Annotated in this window: 23 protein-coding genes; 15 read left to right on the forward strand and 8 right to left on the reverse strand. The window is 61.2% G+C overall.

All coding sequences use genetic code 11. The annotated features are described in order from the left end of the window. Positions 1 to 186 precede the first annotated feature (186 nt). From ACSSVY_RS04605 to ACSSVY_RS04650, 10 genes are all read left to right on the forward strand, one after another. Positions 187 to 1,425, forward strand: a complete 1,239-nt coding sequence (locus ACSSVY_RS04605) for an OmpP1/FadL family transporter (RefSeq protein WP_454268256.1) — start codon at positions 187 to 189, stop codon at positions 1,423 to 1,425. Positions 1,426 to 1,477: 52 nt separating this feature from the next. Beyond that, a complete protein-coding gene (guaA, locus tag ACSSVY_RS04610; RefSeq protein ID WP_454268257.1) occupies positions 1,478 to 3,049 on the forward strand; it encodes a glutamine-hydrolyzing GMP synthase in 1,572 nt (523 codons plus the stop codon). 374 nt (positions 3,050 to 3,423) lie between these two features. Beyond that, the gene (locus tag ACSSVY_RS04615) at positions 3,424 to 4,317 is read left to right on the forward strand and encodes a DMT family transporter (RefSeq protein ID WP_454268258.1); all 894 of its coding nucleotides are present in this window, start codon (positions 3,424 to 3,426) and stop codon (positions 4,315 to 4,317) included. A 136-nt stretch (positions 4,318 to 4,453) separates the two neighbouring features. Beyond that, positions 4,454 to 5,572, forward strand: coding sequence for an OmpP1/FadL family transporter (locus ACSSVY_RS04620; protein WP_454268259.1), 1,119 nt, complete (start codon positions 4,454 to 4,456; stop codon positions 5,570 to 5,572). A gap of 112 nt (positions 5,573 to 5,684) precedes the next feature. Beyond that, positions 5,685 to 6,557, forward strand: coding sequence for an ATPase (locus tag ACSSVY_RS04625; RefSeq protein WP_454268260.1), 873 nt, complete (start codon positions 5,685 to 5,687; stop codon positions 6,555 to 6,557). Between the two features lie 28 nt (positions 6,558 to 6,585). Next, complete coding sequence (gene metA, locus ACSSVY_RS04630) at positions 6,586 to 7,509, forward strand: homoserine O-acetyltransferase MetA (protein WP_454268261.1); 924 nt, start codon at positions 6,586 to 6,588, stop codon at positions 7,507 to 7,509. Further along, positions 7,493 to 8,461, forward strand: coding sequence for an alpha/beta fold hydrolase (locus ACSSVY_RS04635; RefSeq protein WP_454268262.1), 969 nt, complete (start codon positions 7,493 to 7,495; stop codon positions 8,459 to 8,461). The genes metA and ACSSVY_RS04635 overlap by 17 nt, the downstream gene beginning before the upstream one ends. Before the next feature lie 36 nt (positions 8,462 to 8,497). Next, on the forward strand, positions 8,498 to 9,367 hold the full coding sequence (gene ppk2, locus ACSSVY_RS04640; RefSeq protein ID WP_454268263.1) for a polyphosphate kinase 2: 870 nt from the start codon (positions 8,498 to 8,500) through the stop codon (positions 9,365 to 9,367). Further along, complete coding sequence (locus ACSSVY_RS04645) at positions 9,360 to 9,983, forward strand: TetR/AcrR family transcriptional regulator (protein WP_454268264.1); 624 nt, start codon at positions 9,360 to 9,362, stop codon at positions 9,981 to 9,983. The genes ppk2 and ACSSVY_RS04645 overlap by 8 nt, the downstream gene beginning before the upstream one ends. A 90-nt stretch (positions 9,984 to 10,073) precedes the next feature. Continuing rightward, positions 10,074 to 10,451 carry a DUF2852 domain-containing protein gene (locus ACSSVY_RS04650; RefSeq protein WP_454268265.1) on the forward strand — a complete coding sequence of 126 codons (378 nt, stop codon included), beginning with the start codon at positions 10,074 to 10,076 and terminating at the stop codon, positions 10,449 to 10,451. Between the two features lie 63 nt (positions 10,452 to 10,514). Here the strand turns inward: ACSSVY_RS04650 and rpsI are convergent, their stop codons facing one another. The 3 genes from rpsI to ACSSVY_RS04665 form a co-directional block, all read right to left on the reverse strand. Then, a complete protein-coding gene (gene rpsI / locus ACSSVY_RS04655; protein ID WP_454268266.1) occupies positions 10,515 to 11,006 on the reverse strand; it encodes a 30S ribosomal protein S9 in 492 nt (163 codons plus the stop codon). Next, entirely contained in the window at positions 11,006 to 11,470 is a 465-nt protein-coding gene (rplM, locus tag ACSSVY_RS04660; protein WP_454268267.1) for a 50S ribosomal protein L13, read from the reverse strand. The genes rpsI and rplM overlap by 1 nt, the downstream gene beginning before the upstream one ends. 247 nt (positions 11,471 to 11,717) lie before the next feature. After that, a complete protein-coding gene (locus tag ACSSVY_RS04665) occupies positions 11,718 to 12,137 on the reverse strand; it encodes a PaaI family thioesterase (RefSeq protein ID WP_454268268.1) in 420 nt (139 codons plus the stop codon). Positions 12,138 to 12,194: 57 nt separating this feature from the next. Between ACSSVY_RS04665 and ACSSVY_RS04670 the strand changes: the two genes are divergently transcribed. Genes ACSSVY_RS04670 through gluQRS form a run of 3 tightly spaced genes read left to right on the forward strand, consistent with a single transcriptional unit; the run spans position 12,195 to position 15,227 of the window. Then, positions 12,195 to 12,980: an enoyl-CoA hydratase gene (locus tag ACSSVY_RS04670; RefSeq protein WP_454268269.1), complete on the forward strand. Its 786-nt coding sequence runs from the start codon at positions 12,195 to 12,197 to the stop codon at positions 12,978 to 12,980. Between the two features lie 42 nt (positions 12,981 to 13,022). Continuing rightward, positions 13,023 to 14,381: a methylenetetrahydrofolate--tRNA-(uracil(54)-C(5))-methyltransferase (FADH(2)-oxidizing) TrmFO gene (gene trmFO, locus ACSSVY_RS04675; RefSeq protein ID WP_454268270.1), complete on the forward strand. Its 1,359-nt coding sequence runs from the start codon at positions 13,023 to 13,025 to the stop codon at positions 14,379 to 14,381. Between the two features lie 12 nt (positions 14,382 to 14,393). Beyond that, complete coding sequence (gene gluQRS, locus ACSSVY_RS04680; RefSeq protein WP_454268271.1) at positions 14,394 to 15,227, forward strand: tRNA glutamyl-Q(34) synthetase GluQRS; 834 nt, start codon at positions 14,394 to 14,396, stop codon at positions 15,225 to 15,227. 22 nt (positions 15,228 to 15,249) lie between these two features. Here the strand turns inward: gluQRS and hisI are convergent, their stop codons facing one another. Continuing rightward, positions 15,250 to 15,618, reverse strand: coding sequence for a phosphoribosyl-AMP cyclohydrolase (hisI, locus tag ACSSVY_RS04685; RefSeq protein ID WP_454268272.1), 369 nt, complete (start codon positions 15,616 to 15,618; stop codon positions 15,250 to 15,252). 67 nt (positions 15,619 to 15,685) lie between these two features. Between hisI and ACSSVY_RS04690 the strand changes: the two genes are divergently transcribed. Beyond that, positions 15,686 to 16,141 carry an iron-sulfur cluster assembly scaffold protein gene (locus ACSSVY_RS04690; protein ID WP_040651524.1) on the forward strand — a complete coding sequence of 152 codons (456 nt, stop codon included), beginning with the start codon at positions 15,686 to 15,688 and terminating at the stop codon, positions 16,139 to 16,141. 99 nt (positions 16,142 to 16,240) lie between these two features. Then, entirely contained in the window at positions 16,241 to 17,461 is a 1,221-nt protein-coding gene (locus ACSSVY_RS04695; protein WP_454268273.1) for a HAMP domain-containing protein, read from the forward strand. A 208-nt stretch (positions 17,462 to 17,669) separates the two neighbouring features. Here ACSSVY_RS04695 and ACSSVY_RS04700 read toward each other — a convergent pair whose 3' ends face one another. The 4 genes from ACSSVY_RS04700 to ctrA form a co-directional block, all read right to left on the reverse strand. Then, positions 17,670 to 17,792, reverse strand: a complete 123-nt coding sequence (locus tag ACSSVY_RS04700) for a hypothetical protein (RefSeq protein WP_009818525.1) — start codon at positions 17,790 to 17,792, stop codon at positions 17,670 to 17,672. A 97-nt stretch (positions 17,793 to 17,889) separates the two neighbouring features. After that, positions 17,890 to 19,980 (reverse strand): ATP-dependent DNA helicase RecG, encoded by a 2,091-nt coding sequence (gene recG / locus ACSSVY_RS04705; RefSeq protein ID WP_454268274.1) that lies wholly within the window; start codon positions 19,978 to 19,980, stop codon positions 17,890 to 17,892. After that, complete coding sequence (gene ligA, locus ACSSVY_RS04710; RefSeq protein ID WP_454268275.1) at positions 19,977 to 22,097, reverse strand: NAD-dependent DNA ligase LigA; 2,121 nt, start codon at positions 22,095 to 22,097, stop codon at positions 19,977 to 19,979. Before ligA ends, recG begins: the two co-directional genes overlap by 4 nt. Positions 22,098 to 22,201: 104 nt before the next feature. Further along, complete coding sequence (gene ctrA / locus ACSSVY_RS04715) at positions 22,202 to 22,918, reverse strand: response regulator transcription factor CtrA (RefSeq protein WP_454268276.1); 717 nt, start codon at positions 22,916 to 22,918, stop codon at positions 22,202 to 22,204. Positions 22,919 to 22,955 lie beyond the last annotated feature (37 nt).

Consider the following 22,955-nt stretch of genomic DNA (forward strand, 5'->3'; position numbering starts at 1 on the left):
AGAGTGGCGTTTTCGGAACACAAAAAAGTGAATGACAAATTACATTCATAAATCATCATGTTTGAGTGTGATCCACATCTTTCGACCAACCTGAATGGCTCTGGAAAAACAAAAGTCAAACCGACAGATGCGGGCGAACCGCACTGCATTGGGAGGGATACAAAGAGCAAACAGCGTTTTGGCCTCATGGCCAAGGTGTGCGCCCTGATGGGTGTTGCTGTACTCGCCAGTCCCGCCACGGCTACCAATGGCTATTTCGCCAATGGCTATGGCGGTCAGTCCAAGGGCATGGCCGGTGCGGGCGTTGCGGTGCCCACAGGCGTTCTGGGCATGGCGCAGAACCCGGCCACGGGGGTCAAGGTGGGCAATCAGGCCGGGTTTTGCCTCACCACCTTTGCCCCCAACCGTGACGTGGAGATCGCCCCCGGCGGCCCGCTGACCCCCGGCACACACAAGAGCCAGAATGATGTCTTCTTCATCCCCTGCGGCGGTGCCAACTGGAAACTGGATGACCGCTCGTCTCTTGGTGCCTTTGTCTTTGGCAATGGCGGCATGAGCACCGAATTCGACACCGATTTCTTTGCCGGTCTCGGCGCAGGGTCCGCCCCCCTCGGGGTCAATCTCGAACCGGCCTTCATCACCTTGAACTATGCCCGCAAGGTGAATGACCGTCTGAGCCTCGGCGTCTCGCCCATTCTTGCGGTGCAAAGGTTCAAGGCGCAGGGGCTACAGGCCTTCTCCGGCCTCTCGATCAGCCCCGGCGAAGTCACCAACCGGGGCCATGACTGGTCCACCGGGTTCGGCGTGAACCTCGGTCTGCTCTACGAGGTCAACCCGCAATGGTCCTTTGGCGCGGCCTATCGCAACGAAATCCAGATGTCCAAGTTCAGCCGATACCAGGGCCTCTTTGCAGGGGGTGAATTTGACGTGCCCGCTATGCTGACCCTTGGCGCGGCCTATACACCCGCCTCAGCGCCGCAATGGACGATCACAGGCGAATATCAGCACATTTTCTATGGCGATGTAAAATCCATCTCCAACCCGAGCGCGCCTCCGAACGGGCCGCTGGGCGCACCCAACGGCGTGGGCTTTGGCTGGGACGATGTCGATGTCTGGCGCTTGGCCGCCATCTGGCGCAAGTCGGACAAGCTGACGCTGCGCACCGGGGTCAGCTATTCGACCGAATTCATCAAGAACGATGGGGACGTGGTGATTAACACCATCGCCCCCGCCACGCCGCAATGGCATCTCTCGGCGGGCGGCACCTATCGGATCAACGAGCGTTGGGCCGTTACCTTTTCCTACACCCATGCGTTCTCCAATAGTTTCTCCGGGGCCAACCCGGCACTTACAGGTGTGGCGCAACCGGTGAAAATTCGCATGCGCCAGCACGAGATCGCAACCGGCATCAGCTATCGCTGGTAAGGCGCGCTGCTTTCTCTTGCGCAGGGGCGGGACGCCAATTACTAGGCAGAACATGAGCCAGATATCCCATGACCGCCTCCTGATCATCGACTTTGGCAGCCAAGTGACGCAGTTGATTGCGCGTCGCCTGCGTGAGCTGAATGTCTATTGCGAAATTCACCCGTATCAAAAGGTGACGAACGCCTTTCTGCAAGAGATGGCGCCGCGGGCGATCATCTTTTCGGGGGGGCCCGACAGCGTGATGCGCGAGGGCAGCCCAAGGCCGCCTCAGGCCGTCTATGATCTGGGTGTGCCGATCCTTGGTATCTGCTATGGGCAACAAGTGATGATGCAGGATCTTGGCGGCAAGGTTGAGGCGGGAGAACACGCCACAGCCGAGTTTGGCCGTGCCTATGTGACCGGTGCCCGGATCGAGAGTGACTTCGTCAACGGCTGGTTCGCGGATGACTCCGGTCGCGAGCAGGTTTGGATGAGCCACGGCGACCATGTCTCTGAAATCGCTCCAGGATTTGAAGTTCTCGGCACCTCGCCGGGAGCGCCGTTTGCGATCACGGCCGACCGCTCGCGGCGGTTTTATGCGGTGCAGTTTCATCCTGAGGTACATCACACGCCCAATGGGGCGCGGCTCTATGAGAATTTCATCAAGCTCGCAGGTTTTGCAGGCGATTGGACCATGGGCGCGTACCGGGAAGAGGCGATTGCCAAGATCCGTGCGCAGGTCGGCGACAAACAGGTGATCTGCGGGCTTTCGGGCGGGGTTGATAGCTCCGTGGCCGCTGTTTTGATCCATGAGGCGATTGGCGATCAGCTCACCTGCGTCTTTGTCGATCACGGGCTCTTGCGGTTGAACGAGGCGCAAGACGTCGTGACGATGTTCCGGGACAATTACAATATCCCCCTCATTCACGCGGATGAATCAGACCTTTTTCTAGGTGATCTTGATGGCGTAAGTGACCCGGAAACAAAGAGAAAAATAATCGGACGTCTGTTCATTGACGTGTTCCAGAAACACGCCAATGAAATTGAAGGGGCTGAGTTCTTGGCTCAGGGCACGCTCTATCCGGATGTGATCGAGAGCGTTTCCTTCTCGGGTGGTCCCTCGGTGACGATCAAATCCCACCACAATGTTGGCGGCTTGCCGGAGAAGATGGGGCTCAAGCTGGTCGAGCCGTTGCGCGAGTTGTTCAAGGACGAAGTGCGTGCCTTGGGGCGTGAGTTGGGGCTGCCGGAGAGTTTCATTGGGCGTCATCCGTTCCCCGGTCCGGGGCTTGCGATCCGCTGTCCGGGGGAGATTACCCGCGAAAAGCTGGAGATCCTGCGCAAGGCGGATGCGGTATATATAGATCAAATCCGCAAACATGGACTATATGATGCGATCTGGCAGGCGTTTGTGGCCATTTTGCCGGTGCGGACGGTGGGTGTGATGGGCGATGGGCGAACCTATGATTTTGCCTGTGCGCTCCGCGCCGTGACGAGCGTCGATGGGATGACGGCGGATTACTATCCCTTTACCCATGAGTTTCTTGGCGAAACCGCCACGCGAATTATCAATGAAGTCAAAGGCATAAACCGAGTGACCTATGACATCACCTCCAAACCACCGGGAACGATCGAGTGGGAATGACCGCTTTCGGGCGCAAACGCTGACCCGGCGACGTCTTTTGCAGGTTCGCCTGAGATCGAGTGCTGACTGTGTACAGGATGTGCATTTTCGGGCTTGAATTGTACACAGGGGCATCGCTCGAATGCAGCGGTGGACTGACACGAGACCAAGCCTGCCACGCTGGCTATGAAATAGGGTCAATGGGGGCAGAGATGGATCAACCGGACGACGCGCAAAGACCGTCTGTGATTCGAACAGAGCCTGGTCGGCGGCACAGGATGGGTGGCACGCACGATCTGCGTCACCCTGTTTGCCACGGCATTCATCGCGCAAGTCACAGGGCCCATGGGCACGAGTTGGCGGCGGCACGATCACAACAGCGGCGGCGCGGCTGAATGGGGACTGGTGTCACCCCGCCCCGTGATCCGGGCGTAGTACTTCGTGCGGGGCTTTGGATGCTGGGCGCGGTGGTGTCGTTTTCGTCGATGGCAGTTGCGGGACGGGCGGTCAGCTTTGAGCTCGATACGTTCGAGATCATGATGTACCGCAGCATCGTGGGTTTTGTCATCGTCATCATCTTGGCGCGACTGACAGGCCACGCCGCCACAATCACCACGCGCAGTCCCGGCACGCATCTGATTCGCAATCTGTGCCATTTCGCCGGACAGAACCTCTGGTTCTATGCGATCACGGTCATTCCGCTCGCGCAGGTCTTTGCCCTGGAGTTCACCGCGCCGCTTTGGGTGCTGGTCCTGTCGCCCCTGATTCTGGGTGAGCGGCTGACGCGGACCCGCGCCCTTGCGGCGGTGATCGGGTTCATTGGTATTTTGATCGTGGCACGGCCAAGTCCTGAGACATTCAGTCTGGGCACTCTGGCGGCTGCGGCGGCGGCCATCGGCTTTGCCGGGTCGATCCTGATGACCAAGCGGCTCACCCGGACAGAGAGCCTGACCTGTATCCTGTTCTGGATGACATTGGTTCAGATCATCCTCGGTGTCCTCTGCGCCGGGGTGGATGGCGACATAGCGCTGCCGTCGCTGACCTCTGCCCCTTGGCTGATTCTGATTGGATGTGCGGGGCTGCTTGCACATTTCTGTTTGACCACGGCTTTGTCCCTCGCGCCCGCTACTTTGATCACGCCGGTAGATTTTTTGCGACTGCCCGTGATCGCAATCATCGGTCTTTTGGTGTATGCTGAACCTGTTGACGCATTTGTGATCCTGGGCGCGATGGTGATCTTTGGCGCGAATTACCTGAATATATGGCGCGAAACGCGCAAAAGCGCCTGAATTTGCTCTTTTTTCACCTTTAGGGTGTGTCCACAGCGCAACCCGTGTCGCCGTCGCAATCCGTGACGCCGCGTCAAAGATTGACCGGTTTCAGCGTAACGGTAATGTGACGCCAATAACTCTGGAGGAGGGACACATGAAGACAACTTGGCTCGCGGCGACATTGATCACCGCAACAGCATCCACAGCCTTTGGTGGAGAGATAGAGCGCCGCGGCGATCCGTCGATGATCCTGTTCGAGAAGGGCAAGAATTATCTTGAGTTCTCGGCAGCGACGGTTGATCCGTCTGTTTCCGGCACTCCGCGTCCGGGCGTGCCGACCCCGGCAACCGGCAATATTCAAGAGCGCTATCAGTCTTTTGCAGGTGGCTACAAACACGAGTTGAATGACCGTGTAGCGCTGGCCTTCGTCATCGACGAGCCGGTTGGCGCCTCGGTCGATTATGGCGCTCTGCCCGCCGCGTTGGGCGGATCGTTCTTTGGTGGGTCGAACGCCGAAGTCAGTTCCGTTGCCTTCACGGCCCTTGCAAAATACAAGGCAACCGAGCGTTTCAGCATCTATGGTGGCCTGCGTTATGTCGGTCTCTCGGGGAACCTCACCGTGATCTCTCCCGCCACCCTTGGCAGCGCGGTTCCCGCCCCCAACTCACCCTATACGCTGAGCGTGAGCAAGGATTTTCAGGTGGGTTACCTGCTTGGTGCCGCCTATGAAATCCCGGACATCGCCCTGCGCGTTGCCCTGACCTACGAATCCAAGACCGAGCACGATTTCAAGGACAACACCGGCGCAGGTTTCAAAGTGGAACTCCCACAGGCGTTCACCCTGCATGCGCAGTCTGGCATTGCCAAAGACACGCTGCTCTTCGGCTCTGTCAAATGGCGGGAATGGTCGAAATTTGCCGTGCAGCCGGGTGACTTCTTCTCGGTGGCCACGGGCGTTCCGGTCAACGTTCCCATCGCAAGCGGCCCGAGCGATATCTGGACCTATGAGTTGGGTATCGGTCGCCGGTTCACCGAAAACTGGAGCGGCGCGCTCATCCTTGGCTATGAAAAGGACGAGGGCGACGTTGTGGGCAACCTCTCGGGCAAGGACGGCTATTTCAGCTACGGTCTGGCCGCCACATACGAAACCGAAGCATGGGAAATCACCGCTGGCATCAAGTATTTCGAAATCGGCGACGCGAATTCCAACGTGACCGCCTTCTCGAACAGCGATGCCATCGCGATTGGCACCAAGGTCGCCTTCCGCTTCTAATCGATCCAAGCTACAAAATCAGGCCCCGCCCCTCATCCGGGCGGGGCTTTTGCATGATTGCATTTGACCCCGCGCCGCGCGCTTTGTACCAAGCCCGCGAGAGGGAGCAGCGATGATCTATAGTTCGGCACAAGACTGGCGCGAGGCCACACATAAACGGGTGCTGTTTTATGGCATGTCGGGTCTGGGCAAGACGCATCTGTCGAACATGCTGCGCGATGCCGGGGACTGGTTTCACTATTCGATAGATTATCGCATTGGCACCCGCTACATGGGCGAGCTGATTGCCGACAACGCCAAGGCACATGCGATGCAGGTGCCCTTCCTGCGTGATCTGCTGCTCTCGGATTCGATCTATATCGGCTCCAACATCACCTTTCACAATCTCACCCCGGTCTCGACCTATCTGGGCAAGCCGGGCAATCCGGCCAAGGGCGGCTTGCCGATCGCCGAATACCGCATTCGGCAGGAGCAGTTCCGGCAGGCCGAAATTCACGCGCTGATGGATACGGCGTATTTCATCCGCCGTGCGGGTGCGCTCTATGGCTATCCGCATTTCATCTGCGACACGGGCGGGTCGATCTGTGAATGGGTGGATGGCAACAATCCCGAAGATCCGATCCTGACAGAGCTGTCGGCGCAGTGCCTCTTGATCTACATCGAAGGTTCCGAGGCGCATACGGCAGAGCTCATCCGCCGCTTTGATCGCGCCCCCAAGCCGATGGCGTACCAGCCCGCGTTCCTTGATGCGGCCTGGGCGGAATATCTGCGCGAAAACAAGTGCGAAGAGGGTGATGTTAATCCAGATAGCTTTATCCGCTGGACCTATGCGCGCGCTTTGGCGCACCGGCAACCACGCTATGAGGCGATGGTGAAATGGGGGGTGAGCGTCAGTGCCAATGAGGTGGCGGGGGTCAAGACTGCGCCGGATTTCGAGGCGCTGATTGCCACCGCACTTGAGCGCCGCGCCGCCACGCCTATCTAAGGCCAGACAGTCAAGGAACCCCTGCCCCATGCCCATCAAGATGCCCGCCAATCTGCCCGCCTATGCCGTGCTGACGCGCGAAGGGGTGTCGGTGATGGACCCGGATCAGGCGGCGCGGCAGGATATTCGGCCGCTGCGCATCGGCCTGCTCAATCTCATGCCAAAGAAGATCCAGACCGAGAACCAGTTTGCCCGGCTCATCGGGGCGACACCGTTGCAGATCGAGTTTGACCTGATCCGCATGAGCGAGCATCAGGCCAAGAACACCGCTGCCGAGCACATGGAGAGCTTTTACCGGCCTTTTGAGGAGGTGGTGGTGTCGGGGGACAAATATGATGGGTTGATCATCACCGGCGCACCGATCGAGCATCTGGAGTTTGACGCGGTCACCTATTGGGAAGAGTTGGAGCGCGTGTTCGCGTGGACGCAAAGCCATGTGCATTCGACCTTTGGCGTCTGCTGGGGCGGGATGGCGATGATCAACCATTTCCATGGTGTCAGGAAACATATGCTGCCTGCCAAGGCGTTCGGCTGCTTCCGGCATCGCAACATGGCCCCCGCCTCGCCCTATTTGCGTGGGTTTTCCGACGATTGCGTGATCCCGGTCAGCCGGTGGACCGAGATGAAGAGGGACGAGATCGAAGCGGTCGCGGGGCTGAAAATCCTCTTGGATAGTGACGAGGTTGGCCCCTGTCTGGTCGAGGATGAGCGGCGCAACGCGCTCTATATCTTCAACCATTTTGAGTATGACAGCGACACGCTCAAGCAGGAATATGACCGGGATGTTGCGGCAGGCACGCCGATCAATGTGCCGGGAAACTACTATCCCGGCGACGATCCTGCGCGTGCGCCGCAGAACCGTTGGCGCAGTCACGCGCATCTTCTCTATGGCAACTGGATCAACCAGATCTATCAGACGACTCCGTTCGATATGAATGCCATTGGCTCTTAAAACCCTGATCCTCTTTCTGTTTTTTCTGGCTTCTGTCTGGGGCTGGAGCCAGATGCGTGCGCGGGCGCATGAGGCGCGGGCCGAGGTGGCATTTCCCCCTGAGGGGCAGTTTGTCGAGGTGAGAGGCCACCGTGTGCATGCGGTGGTGATGGGCAAGGGCCCTGATCTGGTGCTGATACACGGGGCTTCGGGAAGCACCCGCGACATGACCTTTGATCTGGCGCCGAGTCTGGCGCAGCGCTACCGGGTCATAGTGATGGATCGCCCCGGGCTGGGTTATACGCCTCGGATCAATCGCACCGGAGCGACGATCACGCAGCAAGCCGCGCTGTTGCAAGAAGCGGCGGCGCTGTTGGGGGCAGAGCGGCCTGTCGTGCTTGGGCATAGCTATGGCGGGGCGGTGGCGCTTGCCTGGGGGGTGACGCGGCCTGATCATATTGCCGCGTTGGTGGATGTGGCGGGTGCTGCCAAGCCATGGGACAGCGGTCTATCAACCTATTACCGGGTTCTGTCGCATCCGGTGTTGGGGCCGCTGACGATCCCGCTGCTGAGCGCCTTTGTGCCCGACAGCCGCGTCGAAGAGGCCGTGCAAGAGATTTTCACGCCACAAGACCCGCCGGCAGGATACCTCGATCATATCGGCGCGGGTCTCACGTTGCGCCGCGAATCCCTGCGTGCCAACGCTCTGCAACGCGCAAATCTCTTGGGTGAGATCAAGGCACTGCATCCCCGATTTGGCGAGATCGCGGTGCCGGTCGAGATCGTGCATGGCAGCGCGGATACGACGGTGGGTCTTTCCATCCATTCTGAACCGCTGGCGGCACAGATCAACGGGGCCAATCTGACGGTTCTTCCCGGCGTCGGCCATATGCCGCATCACAGCGATCCAGAGGCGGTGATTGCCGCCATTGACCGCGCGGCGGCGCGCGCCGGATTGCGCCCTGCCGATTGAGCGGCCATACTGGCCAAAACAGGAGCGAGAGGCCGCATGGACCTGCCCTTTGACGGCGCAATCAGCGCCTTTTTCGAGACCGAAGCCCCGGACCCAATCCGCAAGGAAATCCGCCGCGCCGACAAGGATGACATTCTGGGCGGTGATTTCCCCTATTCCGAGGAAATGTCGAAAAAGACCTATGAGAAAGATCTCGCAAAGCTGCAAATCGAACTGGTCAAGCTCCAGCATTGGGCCAAGGAAAGCGGCGCGCGGATTGCCATCGTCTTTGAGGGGCGCGATGCGGCGGGCAAGGGCAGCACGATCAAACGGTTCCGCGAGTATCTCAATCCGCGCGGCGCGCGCGTCGTGGCCCTCGGCAAACCCTCGGATGTCGAGGCGACACAGTGGTATTTCCAACGCTATATCGACCATCTGCCCGCCGGAGGCGAAATCGTATTCTACGACCGGAGTTGGTATAACCGCGCCGTTGTGGAAAAGGTCTTTGGCTTTTGCACCGACGCGCAGCGCGAACTTTTCTTTGCCCAGGTGCCGGATTTCGAGCGGATGATCGTCGATGAGGGCATCCATCTCTTCAAGATCTGGCTCAACGTTGGCCGCGCCGAACAACTCCGCCGCTTTCTCGCGCGCGAGCAAGACCCGCTCAAGCAATGGAAACTGAGCTGGATCGACGTCGAGGGTCTCAAGAAATGGGACAGTTACACGGCCGCCATCGCCGAGACCCTGACCCGCAGCCATAGCGACCATGCGCCCTGGACCGTGGTGCGTTCGGATGACAAGCGGCGGGCGCGGCTGGGCGCCATCCGGAGCGTTCTGAGCCGGTTGGACTATGCCCGCAAGGATGTACGCGCGGTGGGGGAGTGTGATCCATCCATCACCGGCGGGCCTGAAATCTGGAATGGGTAAACAGGGGTATCATCACGGCAATCTGCGGCAAGCCTTGGTTGACGCTACCTTGCGGCTGATTGCCGAGAAGGGACCGCAGGGCTTTACCATGGCAGAGGCGGCCAAGCTGGCCGAGGTTTCGACCGCCGCCCCTTACCGGCATTTTCCGGGCCGCGAGGCGCTGATTGCAGAGGCCGCGCGCCAGGGGTTTGAAATCTTTGTCGAGCGGATGGAGGCGGCGTTTGATGACGCGCGTCCGAATCCGCTGGCGGCGTTCATGGCCACCGGGCGGGCCTATCTGGCGTTTGCGCGCTCGAATGCGGGGCATTATGTGGCGATGTTCGAATCCGGCCTCTCGGTAAACTCCAACCCGGAACTGGCCGATGCGGCGGGGCGCGCCCAAGCGATTCTCACTCGTGCCGCCGCAGCACTCTCGGCGCATTTGCCCCCCGACCGCAGGCCCCCTGCAGCGATGTTTGCCGCCCATGTCTGGGCGATGAGCCACGGGGTGGTTGAGCTATATGCGCGCGGCGCGCCGGGGGCACGGTCGCCCTACCCGCCCGAAGACCTGCTGGAATCCGGCATCGGCGTCTATCTGCGGGGGCTGGGGCTGATTCCGCCCGACACCGAGGTCTGACTCAAAAAATCCGCGCATATCTCTTGCATGGGGGATTTTGGATCTTACCTATGTAAATGTAAGTAACATTTACACCGCAAAGGAGACCTCATGTCCGCCATCGCCACTTGGCCTGCACAGGCCGAATCCTGGCTTGACCGCCAAGGCAGACCCGCCTGGATCATCGCCATGGTCCTTGGCTTTATCGTTTTCTGGCCCGTCGGCCTAGCCATTTTGGGCTATATGATCTGGAGCAACCGTATGACCTGTCGCAGCAAACTCTCGCGTTTTCAGGGCCGTCATGCCTCAAAGGGCACCGGCAATGCCGCCTTTGACGCCTATAAGGCCGACACGCTGCGCCGCTTGGAAGAGGAACAGGAACAATTCGAGGCGTTTTTGCAGCGGCTGCGCGATGCCCGCGACAAGGCGGAGTTTGACCAGTTCATTGATGAACGCCGCAAGCCCAGCCCTGATCAGGCCACCGCCTGACGCCCCTCCATAGGAAAGGGCCGCCCATTGGGCGGCCCTTTGACTGTGATATCCGTAAAGCGATCAGCGCTTGGAGAACTGGAAGCTCTTGCGCGCCTTGGCCCGGCCATATTTCTTGCGTTCCACGACGCGGCTGTCGCGGGTCAGGAACCCGGCGGCCTTGAGTGCGCCACGCAGGGTGGGATCATAAAGCTGCAGCGCCTTGGACACGCCGTGCTTGACAGCACCGGCCTGACCCGAGAGGCCGCCACCGGCGACCGTCGCCATCACGTCGAACTGACCTTCGGTGCCCGACACGGTGAAGGGCTGCTTGAGGATCATCTGAAGCACGGGGCGCGCGAAATACTCTTTCATCGGCTTGCCGTTGACCACGACCTTGCCCGAACCGGGCTTGATCCAGACGCGAGCGACCGCGTCCTTGCGCTTGCCGGTCGCATAAGAGCGGCCGAGCGAATCGCGCTGCGGCTCACGCGGGGCTTTGATCTCCATCGGGGCCGCGCTGACGGTGCCAGCGACGGCTTCGAGACCTTCGAGGGATTTGATTTCGTCAGCCATCAGTATGCCACCCGCGTGTTCTTGGAGTTCATGGATTTGACGTCCAGCACCTCGGGGCTCTGGGCCTCGTGGGGGTGTTCGCCGCCCGCATAGACGCGCAGGTTGGTCATCTGCGTGCGCGCAAGGGTGTTGCCCGGCAGCATACGCTTGACCGCCTGCATCACGACGCGCTCGGGGTATTTACCCTCGAGGATCTCGCCGGTGGTGCGGGATTTGATGCCGCCCGGATGGCCGGTGTGCCAGTAATTGGGCTTGTTGCGCTTGTTGCCGGTCAGCTGCACCTTGTCGGCATTGATGACGATCACGTTGTCACCCATGTCCATGTGAGGGGTAAAGCTGGCCTTGTGCTTGCCGCGCAGGCGCATGGCGATGATCGAGGCGAGACGGCCCAGAACAACGCCTTCGGCGTCGATCAGGATCCATTTCTTGTCGATATCTGCCGGGGTAGCAGAGAATGTTTTCATGTCAGGCAGAACCTTGTGCTTGGTCTTTGGTCTTGATCAGTTTCGGCCACCCTTCGGACAGCGCTGATGCGATGGGCGGGTTATAATCGGTTCGATGCGCAGGTCAACCGCCATATGTTCAAATTAGATGTTCAAAAACAATGGCTTGAAAAATAGGTATTATATTACCCCAACATATTTCACCCCTCACCTTCGCAAAATACTCTCGGGGGGTCCGGGGGGGGACGGATAGCCCCCTGGCTCTGGCTCAGTTCGGGGGGATCGAATAGGTCAGGCTGGCGCGTGCCACGGGGACTGTCATACCGTCGGAAAAAATCAAAACCTCTCCCACTGCCAGAACCCGGCCCAGTTTCAGCAGGCGGCACTCGGCGATAAGGTCGACGCCCGCCGCCGGTTTGCGCATGAAATCAACGCTGCAATTGGTGGTCACCGCCAACCCCTGTGGCCCGATCATCGCCAAAATCGCCAGATAGACCGACACATCCGCCAAGGCAAAGATCGACGGTCCCGACACCGTGCCACCGGGGCGCAAATGGCGATCCGCCACCAGAAGGCGGGTTCTGATGCGCATGTCGCCCACCTCGTCGATCGCGAAGTCGCCAGTCACTTGCGGAAATTCCCGATCGAGGAACTCCATCAATTCCGTAGCGGTCATCTTGACGCTCATGCTTTGCTCCCTGCCCTGTTCCGGGCTAGAATGGCCCCAAGGCACAAGGGGTACAAGATGACAATTCTCGACCGCATCGATGAGGGTGCAATCGCGCGGCTCACGCTGAATTCGCCCGGCAATCTCAACGCGCTCTCGGATGCGATGCTGGCGGCGCTTCAGGTCGAATTCGACCGGCTGGCGCAGGATCGCACCATCCGCGTGGTCGTGATCATGGGCGCGGGCAAGGCGTTTTGCGCCGGGCATGATCTCAAGGAAATGACCGCCGGGCGGCAGGCAGAGGATGGGGGGCGCGCCTATTTCGCCGATCTCTTTGCGCGCTGCACCGCAGTTATGACCGCAATTCGCTCCTTGCCCCAGCCGGTCATTGCCGCGCCCCATGGCATCGCCACGGCAGCGGGCTGCCAGTTGGTGGCAAGCTGCGACATGGCCGTGGCCGCCCATGGCACGCGGTTTGGGGTGAATGGTGTCAATATCGGCCTCTTTTGTTCCACCCCGATGGTGGCGCTCAGCCGCAATATCCCACGCAAACAGGCGTTCGAGATGCTGACGACGGGGGCCTTTATCGACACCGCCCGCGCCGCGGAGTTGGGGTTGATAAACCGCGCCGTGCCGCCCGAGGATCTGGAGTCTGAGACCACAGCCCTCGCTGAAACTGTCGCGACAAAGCTGGGGTCTGCCGTGCGAATCGGCAAGCGTGCGTTCTATGAGCAGTTGGAAATGGGACTGGATGCCGCCTATGCCCATACCGGCGCGGTGATGGTCGAGAACATGCTCGACCGCGACACCGCCGAAGGCATCGCCGCCTTCATCGACAAACGCACGCCCAATTGGGATCAGTGACGCCCCTTTCCAAACGCCCCGCAATGGCCTAGATCGCAGCCCATGGACAAGGTATTGCATATCATCGGCGGCGGCATGGCCGGATCAGAGGCGGCGTGGCAGGCGGCCAATATGGGCGTGGACGTGGTCATCCACGAAATGCGCCCCAAGGTCAAAACCTTTGCGCATCGCACCGGCGATCTGGCGGAAATGGTTTGCTCCAACTCCTTTCGCTCGGATGATGACGAACAGAATGCGGTGGGTTTGTTGCATTGGGAAATGCGCGCGGCGGATGGGCTTATCATGGCCATGGCCCATGAAAACCGCCTGCCTGCCGGTGGCGCGTTGGCGGTGGACCGGGATCGCTTTGCCCAATCCGTCACGGCGCGACTGTTAGATCACCCGAAGATCACCGTGCAACATGATGAAATCACGGAACTTCCTGAGAGTGGGTATTGGATCATCGCAACCGGCCCGCTGACATCTGCGGGGCTGGGCCGCGCAATTGCCGCAGAGACCGGCACCGAAGCGCTGGCGTTTTTCGACGCCATCGCGCCGATTGTCTATCACGAGAGCATCGACATGTCGCGCGCCTGGATGCAGTCGCGCTATGACAAGGGCGAGACCGAGGCAGAGCGCACCGCCTACCTCAACTGCCCGATGGACCGCGACCAATACGAGGTGTTCATCGACGCGCTGCTGGCCGCTGACAAAACCGAATTCCATGAAGGTGAAACCGCCGGCTATTTCGACGGCTGCCTGCCCATCGAGGTTATGGCCGAACGTGGCCGCGAGACGCTGCGCCATGGCCCGATGAAGCCCGTTGGCCTGACCAATCCACATGCGCCGGACGTGAAGCCGCATGCCGTGGTGCAACTGCGCCGCGACAACGCGCTTGGCACGCTCTACAATATCGTGGGATTTCAGACCAAGATGAAGTATGGCGCGCAAACTGCTGTTTTCAAAATGATTCCCGGCCTTGAGAACGCGCAGTTCGCGCGTCTTGGCGGCATTCACCGCAACACATTTCTCAATTCCCCCACGCTGCTTGATGCGCAAATGCGCATGCGCTCGCGCCCGCATATCCGCTTTGCCGGGCAGATCACCGGGGTGGAGGGCTATGTCGAATCCGCCGCGATGGGCCTCTTGGGGGGCCGCTTGGCGGCGGCGGAAATTCTGGGGCTTAGCCTGCCCCCCGTGCCGCAGGATAGCGCCATGGGCGCCCTCATCCACCACATCACCGGCGGGGCGGAGGCCAAGACCTTTCAACCGATGAACGTGAATTTCGGCCTGTTTCGTCCGATCGACGGGTTCAAGGGCGGGCGGCGTGGGCGCATGAATCGCTACAAGGGCTATACCGACCGCGCCAAGGCGGCCTGGGGCGAATGGCTGGCCGCGCAGAACATGAGCATTGCCTCATAACCCATTGTATAGATGTTCATAACGCGATTTGCCCCCTCGCCGACCGGCCCGCTGCATCTGGGGCATGCCTATTCCGCGATACTGGCCTATGATCGGGCGCAGGCCGAGGGTGGAACCTTTCTCCTGCGCATCGACGATCTGGATCAGACCCGCTGTCGCCCGGAGTGGGAGGCGCAGATTCTCGACGATCTGGCGTGGCTTGGTCTCGATTGGCCCCGCCCCGTGCTGCGCCAGTCCTCCCGCCTACCCCGCTATCGTGCGGCGCTGAAATCGCTTTGGGATCAGGGCCTTCTCTACCAATGCTCCTGCAGCCGTGCCGATATTCGCGCCGCCGCATCTGCCCCGCAAGAGGGCGCGCCGCTCTTGGGGCCCGATGGCGTGATCTATCCCGGCACCTGCCGTCCCGCGACCCCGCCGCAGGGCCCGATGCCCGAGGATTGCGCCCTGCGCCTTGATATGGCGCGCGCATGTAGAACGCTTGATAACCCTTTGTCTTACAGTGAAAAAGACCAAATCATGACACCGCATGACCTGCCTCACACCGTCGGTGACGTGGTGCTGGCGCGGCGCGAGATGGGCGCGTCATATCATCTCTCGGTGGTGGTGGACGATGCCGATCAGGGCATTACCCATGTGATCCGGGGTGAAGACCTGCAAGAGGCCACGCAAATCCATGTGCTCTTGCAGCGCCTGCTGGGCCTGCCCACGCCTGCCTATTACCACCACGCGCTAATCCGCGATGACGCGGGCAAACGTCTAGCCAAACGCGACGACGCGCGCGCCATCGCCACCTACCGCGCCCAAGGGGCCAGCCCCAGCGACATTCGCGCGATGGTCGGGATTTAACCTTTCAGCGTTCCGGAAATACTCATTCTGCGCCCGCCATAGGCGCCATGATCTCGATCTCATCCCCCTCCCGCACCGCCGTGTAGAAACACGAGCGCCGGTTGGTGTGACAGGCGGGGCCACTCTGGCGCACCTGCACCAACAGGCAATCGCGGTCACAATCGACGCGCATCTCGACCAGCTCCTGCACATGCCCCGAGGTTTCGCCCTTGATCCAGAACGCCTGCCGTGAGCGGCTCCAATAGGTCACGCTCCCGGTCTCCAGCGTGCGCGCCACGGCGTCCGCGTTCATCCACGCCATCATCAGCACTTCGCCGGTCTCGGCCTCTTGGGCGATGGCGGGGATCAACCCGTTCGCGTCATACTTTAGTGTCGCCGGATCGAAGAGCATGGCGGATTTCCTTTTGCATCTGCGCGTCACGCGCTTATTTATGGGGCAACACACGAAAGGGAAAGCCATGAGCGGCGAAACCGACCTGATCAAGCTCTATTCCGCGCGGATACTGGAACTGGCCTCCGACATCCCGCATCACGGGCGGCTTGCCGATGCGCAGGCCAGCGTCAAGCGCCGCGCGCCGCTCTGTGGTTCGACCGTGACCGTGGATATTCGCTGCGAGGATGGGCGCATCAGCGACTATGCCGCCGAGGTCAAGGCCTGCGCGCTTGGTCAGGCGGCGGCGAGTGTCGTGGGGCGCGGGATCATCGGCTGCGATTTGGCTCAGGTAACGGCGGCACGCGACGCGCTGCGCGACATGTTGAAATCCGACGGCCCGACCCCGCCCGCGCCGTTTGACGGGCTCGAGGTGCTGCGGCCTGCACGGGATTACAAGAATCGCCATGCCTCGATACTTTTGACGCTCGAAGCGGTGGTCGAGGCGATGGAGACCGTGCGCGCGCAAACCTCCTGCGCCTGACACTCCCGTCGCGCCAAAGCGATCCTTTGTGAACAGGCCGCCCCTTACCTTTCGGAAAATACGCTCTAACTCCTCGGGATAAACCCCGGGGACAGCGCCATGACAGGGCAGAAACTCGACCAGAACAGTCCGTTGATCGGGCGATTTGATCAGTCTTTCCTGATCCATATGATCCGCGATTTCTTTGTCATCCTGTTGATGGTGACGGTGTTGGAATTCGCGCTCAAGGCCGGGATGGTCTATTACAAATTCCGTGTGCATGGTCCCTCTGATGCCGCCGACGTGGCGCAGGATCTGGCCGATAACGTCCGCTCGATCATGCGCAACGAAGGCGGGCCGGTGGCCGCGCGCACGGTCTATCCGATCCTCAAGGACAATTGGGACGGGCTGGGCTATCGCATCGCGATCATTCCCTCAGAGGTCACGATCCGCTCCATCGAACAGGGGTTCGAGTTCACGCCCGAGGGGCTGCCGCGCGGCGATTGGCCCGACACCGCCCATGCAAGCGCCACCCTGCCCATCACCGCAGAGCCCTTTTGCCTCGCCTGCCATACTGAGGCGGCAGTCGGCGACGTTCTGGGCGAAGTGACGGTGCGGCGCGATCTGGCGACGGATTTCGCGCAATGGGTCGAGGACATGCGCCTCACCGGCCTTTTGGCGCTTGCCAAGATCCTGCTGCATTCGGTGCTGTTGTTCCTCATTCTGCGCGCGCGGTTGGAGCCGCTCTTGGGTCTGCGGGCTGTGGTGAGCAATCTGGCGCGGGCCTATGGCGGGCTGAACCATCGCGCCGACATCCGCAGCGCCGATGAGTTTGGCGTTTTGGCGCGTGATCTCAATCTCTTTCTCGACCGAATCACGCGGTTGATGGGCGAGCTTGACGAGGTGCTGCAACGGGTGGTCAAGGTGAATGACGATATTGTCACGATCCAAGGCGACCTGCGGGACCGGATTGATACGCTCACCGGGCGCATCCGGCGGTTGGAGCGCGCCGCAATGGTGAGCGCCAAATCGGAGCCGCGCCTGTCACAGGCGTGGTTTGATACCGCACGGCGAGCGGTTGCGGACTTGCGTGATCAAACCGGCGGAGAGGATGCGGCGGGACTGGTCGAGGACCTGCGCGCCGTGGTTGCCAATGCCGAGGCTCAGATCGCGGGCAGCGAGGCGCTGTTTGCCGATCTGGGCGCCTTGGGGGATGAGAGCGAACATCTGCGCCATGTCATGTCCGAAATGATACGTCTGGAAGAGCGGATGAAGGGCATCGTGCAGACCGGCACCGTGCTGGTGCAGCGCCTCCGCCCCGCCACCGAGCCGGTGGCGTAAAAAAACCGCCGCACGCTCGGGTGAGCGGCGGCGGCAGAGTTGAGCGGGCCACAGGCCCCGGACATATTTCGGGAGGAATGAGGCAAACCCCGAAAACCGGTTGGGACAGGTGGGTGTGGCGCATCCCCGACGTTGGGACAGAGGGGATGCAGCCAAGGTCAAGGACGGACCCGCAGGCAGAAACTCAGGCAGAAAACGCAAAGGACGGTCAGAGAACACCCGGCAGATAGAGCGCACCGACCAGCGTGACCATCAACGCAAGCGCGCCAATCGCATCGCCGATAATCGTATCCTGCGCACGGGTCGCAGTCGTCTTGATCTGGTGCAACATCTGGGGGCTCCTTCTGAAAACCTCTGTGTTGCTACTTTGTTCTCATATTGCCTTAACCAAGTAAAGAACTTTTTAAGAACAAATGTGAACAAAATATCTAACCCACTGAAATCAAACGGATCGCTTGATCCTGTTCCATCAGCCACAACAGCACCCGCGCCGCCCGCCCCCGGTCAGACACGAGGTCAGGATCGTCATGCAAAAGCTTGCGGGCATCCGATTGCGCCACCGCCATCAGCGCTGATTGTGATTCGAGATCGGCGATGCGGAACCGCGGCATCCCAGATTGCGCCGTGCCGATGAGATCGCCCGCGCCGCGCATCTTGAGATCGACCTCGCTGATCCGAAACCCATCCTCGGTGTCGCGCATCGTGGTGAGCCGCCGCTCGCCGCCCTCGCTGAGCGGGGCCTGATACATCAAGAGACAGGTCGAGGCCGCCTGCCCCCGCCCCACACGTCCGCGCAACTGATGCAACTGCGCCAGCCCAAAGCTCTCGGCACGCTCGATCACCATGATCGACGCATTGGGCACATCCACGCCCACCTCAATCACCGTGGTGGACACCAGCACGCTTGTCTCGCCACGTTGAAAGGCGGCCATACCAGCATCCTTGTCCTCGGGTGGCATCTGGCCATGCACAAGCCCCACGACCCCCTCACCAAGTGCTGCGCGCAACCGTTTGAACCGCTCCTCGGCGCTGCTGAGGTCCACCACCTCGCTTTCCTCGACCAAGGGGCAGACCCAATAGGCCTGCCGCCCCTCGGCAATGGCGCGGCGCAGGTGATCCACCACCTCGTCAATCCGCCCCATGCTGATCAGGGCGGTCTTGATCGGCTGGCGTCCGGGCGGTTTTTCGTCCAGCACGCTGACATCCATATCGCCATATTGCGCAAGGGCCAGAGAGCGTGGGATCGGCGTGGCGGTCATCACCAGCACATCCGCCTGCGCGCCCTTCTTGCCCAGCTCCAGCCTCTGCCGCACACCAAAGCGGTGTTGCTCATCGACAATCGCCAGACGCAGATCGGCGAATTCGACGTCCTTTTGGAACACCGCATGGGTGCCCACGAGGATCTGAATATCGCCCCGCGCAAGGGCTGCCAGCTTGGCGCGGCGCTCGGCCCCCTTGTCGCGACCCGTGAGGATTTCGAGCACCACGCCCGCACTCTCGGCCAAGGGTCGCAACCCCTGCAAATGCTGCCGCGCGAGGATTTCGGTGGGGGCCATCATCACCCCCTGCCCGCCTGCCTCAACCGCAATCAAGAGCGCCTTGAACGCCACCAGCGTCTTGCCCGCGCCGACATCGCCCTGAAGCAGCCGGTTCATCCGCTGCGGGGCGGCCATATCGGCGGCAATCTCGGCAATCGCCCGCGTCTGCGCGCCGGTCAGCGCATAGGGCAGCGCCGCCAAGACCTTGGCCTGCAACCGCCCAGTGCCAACCGTCGCGCGCCCCTTGGCGCGGCGCAGCTTTGAGCGCGCGAGTGCCAGCGTCATCTGATGCGCCATCAATTCGTCATAGGCGAGACGTTCGCGCGCCGGATGGGCGGGTGACAGATCTTGGGGCGTCTGCGGCCCATGGGCGGCGCGCATGGCGTGCGACCAATCGGGCCAGCCCGCTTGCGCCTTTTGCACCGGATCAATCCATTCGGCGAGGTCTGGCAGGCGCATCAGCGCCGACTGCACCCCCTTGGCCATCACCCGCTGCGTGACTCCTGCGGTCAGCGGATAGACCGGTTCGAAATCAGGTATCTCGCCCGCGTCCTCCACGGGCAGCATATGATCGGGATGCACCATCTGTGCGATCCCATCAAAAAGCTCGGCCTTGCCCGAAACGATACGGCGCGCGCCGGTGGGCAACATCTTGCGCAGATATTCATCGCGGGCATGAAAGAAAATAAGGTGAAAACTGGTCGCGGCATCCTCGACCACCACGCGATACGGCCCCCCCTTGCGCGAAGGCGGCTTGTGCTGGCCGACCGTCACCTCGACCGTGACGATGCCGGGAAGGTCAGCCCCCTGCACCGTGGCGCGGCGGCGGCGATCCACACCGGAATGCGGTAGGGTCAGGATCAGGTCACGCGGGCGCGTGATCTCAAGCGCGGCAAGGGTCTGCGCGGTCTTGGGGCCGATCCCCTCCAGCGTTTCCAGCCCGGCAAAGAGCGGAAAGAGGATTTCCGGCCGCCCGCTCATGCGTCCCCGATGAGGGCGAGCCAGCCATCCTCGTCAATCGTCTCGATCCCCAGTTCCTCGGCCTTCTTCGCCTTGGACCCGGCCCCCGGACCGGCCACCAGGAGGTCGGTCTTGGCACTGACCGAGCCTGCAACCTTGGCCCCGAGGCTTTCGGCCCGCGCCTTGGCCTCGGCGCGGGTCATTTTCTCAAGCGTGCCGGTAAAGACCACGGTTTTGCCCGCCACCGGGCTGCCATCGGTTCTAGGGCGCGCGGCCTCTTCGACCGTCAGATGTGCAGTCAGGCGGTCAATGCTGTCACGTTCATGCGGCTCGGCAAAGGCCCCGACAAGGGCGCGCGCCATGACCGTGCCCACCCCGTCTATGCCCAAGAGGCGCTCCCATTCCGGCCCGTCAAAATCCTTGGCCGCATCCATCGCCGCGATGAACTCATCCCAAGTGCCATAGTTGCGCGCGATGAGGGTGCTGGCCTGCTCGCCCACATGCCGGATTCCAAGCGCAAAGAGCAACCGAGCAAACGGAATTTTTCTTTTTTCTTCAATTGCTTCAAAGACGTTCTTCGCGCTCTTTTCGCCCCAGCCCTCGCGGTTCTTCAACTGCTGCATGCCAGAGCCGTAGCGCTCTTGCAGGGTAAAGATATCCGCCGGTTCCTTGATCCAGCCATCGCGGTAGAATTGCTCCACCTGCTTGGCCCCCAGCCCCTCGATGTCAAACGCTGCGCGGGACACGAAATGCTTGAGCTTTTCCACCGCCTGCGCGGGGCAAATAAGGCCGCCCATACAGCGGCGCACGGCGTCCCCCTCTTCGCGCACCGCATCCGATCCACATTCGGGGCATGTGGTGGGAAAGACGAACGGCACGGCATCCTCTGCGCGCTTCGTCAGGTCCACATCAGCCACCTTGGGGATCACGTCGCCGGCGCGGTAGACCTGCACCCAATCGCCCACGCGAATGTCCTTGCCGCCGCGGATGACCTCGCCTTTGCTGTCACGCCCGGCGATGTAATCCTCATTATGCAGCGTGGCATTGCTGACCACGACCCCACCCACCGTGACCGGCGTGAGGCGCGCCACGGGGCTCAGCGCCCCGGTGCGCCCCACCTGAATGTCGATCGCTTCCAGACGAGTCCAGGCCAGTTCAGCCGGGAATTTATGCGCAATCGCCCAACGTGGCGTGGTCGAGCGAAAGCCAAGCCGCGCTTGCAGGCCCAGATCATCGACCTTGTAGACCACACCGTCGATGTCATAGCCCAAGGTCGCGCGCGCCTGCTCGATCCGCGCATACTGCGCCAGCAGCGCCTCTGTCCCATCGCAGAGCACCGTCAGCGGATTGGTCTGAAACCCGAGTGACGCCAGCCGTTCAATCGCGCCCATCTGCGTCACGGCCAAGGGTGCGCTCACCTCGCCCCAGCTATAGGCAAAGAACCTGAGCGGCCGCGCCGCGGTGATGGTGGCATCCAATTGCCGCAATGATCCGGCGGCGGCATTGCGCGGATTGGCAAAGACCTTGTCGGATTTGGCGGCCTGTCGCGCGTTCAGCGCTGTGAAGTCGGCATGGCTCATGTAGACTTCGCCGCGCACTTCGAGAACCTCGGGTGCGCCGGTCAGGGTCTCGGGGATATCGGAGATGGTCCGGGCGTTGGCGGTCACGTTCTCGCCCACCTCGCCATCGCCGCGCGTCGCGGCCTGCACCAGTTTACCGTCCTCATATCGCAAGCTCAGGCTCAACCCGTCGATCTTGGGCTCGGCGGTGTAGGCCAGTGGTGCGTCATCCGCCAGACCCAGATAGCGGCGGATACGGGTGTCGAACTCGGCCACATCGCCCGCCTCGAAGGCATTGCCAAGGCTGAGCATGCGGAGGCTATGCGCCACCTTGGCAAAGCCATCCGACGGCGCGGCCCCCACCTGTTCCGAAGCGCTGTCCGCACGTTTGAGCGCAGGAAACCGTGCCTCAATGGCCGCGTTGCGCGCCTTGAGTGCGTCATAGGCGGCATCCGTGATCTCGGGCGCATCCTCGGTGTGATAGGCACGATTGGCCTCAGCCAAGAGCGCTGCAAGGCGCGCCAATTCCGTCCGCGCCTCGTCTTCGGTCAGATCCTCAACGGCAATCCTGTCGGTCATCGGCCCCTCTCTGATCCGGGATGAGGCGGCAACGCCTTGCCCACCTCATACCTGACCAGAGTGATACTGCCCGACCCGCCCAGCGTCCAGAGGCCGCGCAGCCCTCAGGCACCAACCGCCAGAGACCGCCCGTCCAATTCGCCCAGTTCGGGATCACGCAGCACATAGCCGCGCCCCCAGACCGTCTCGATGTAATTGGCACCATCGGTGGCCTCAGAGAGTTTCTTGCGCAGTTTGCAAATGAACACGTCGATAATCTTGAGTTCCGGCTCGTCCATGCCGCCGTAGAGATGGTTGAGGAACATTTCCTTGGTCAGGGTCGTGCCCTTGCGCAGCGACAAAAGCTCGAGCATCTGGTATTCCTTGCCGGTCAGATGCACCGCCTTGCCGCCCGCATCTACCGTCTTGGCGTCGAGATTGACATTGACCATGCCAGTGCGGATCACCGATTGGGAATGACCTTTGGAGCGGCGGATGATCGCATGGATGCGTGCCACCAATTCGTCGCGGTGAAACGGCTTGGTCAGGTAATCATCGGCCCCAAAGCCGAACCCCCTGATCTTGCTGTCGGTGTCACCGGCCCCGGAGAGGATGAGGATGGGCGTGGCGACCCGTGCCAGCCGCAGTTGGCGCAGCACCTCATGCCCGTTCATATCCGGCAGCCCAAGATCCAGCAGGATCAGATCGTAATCGTAAAGTTTGGCCAGGTCGATGCCCTCTTCCCCGAGATCGGTGGTATAGACATTGAGATTGGCATGGGTCAGCATCAGTTCGATGCTTCTCGAGGTTGTCGGATCGTCCTCGACCAAAAGTACTCGCATTGGGGGCTCCAAGGTAATTGCTTCGATACCGGACACA

The sequence above is a fragment of the Roseovarius sp. MBR-51 genome, from assembly GCF_053628575.1.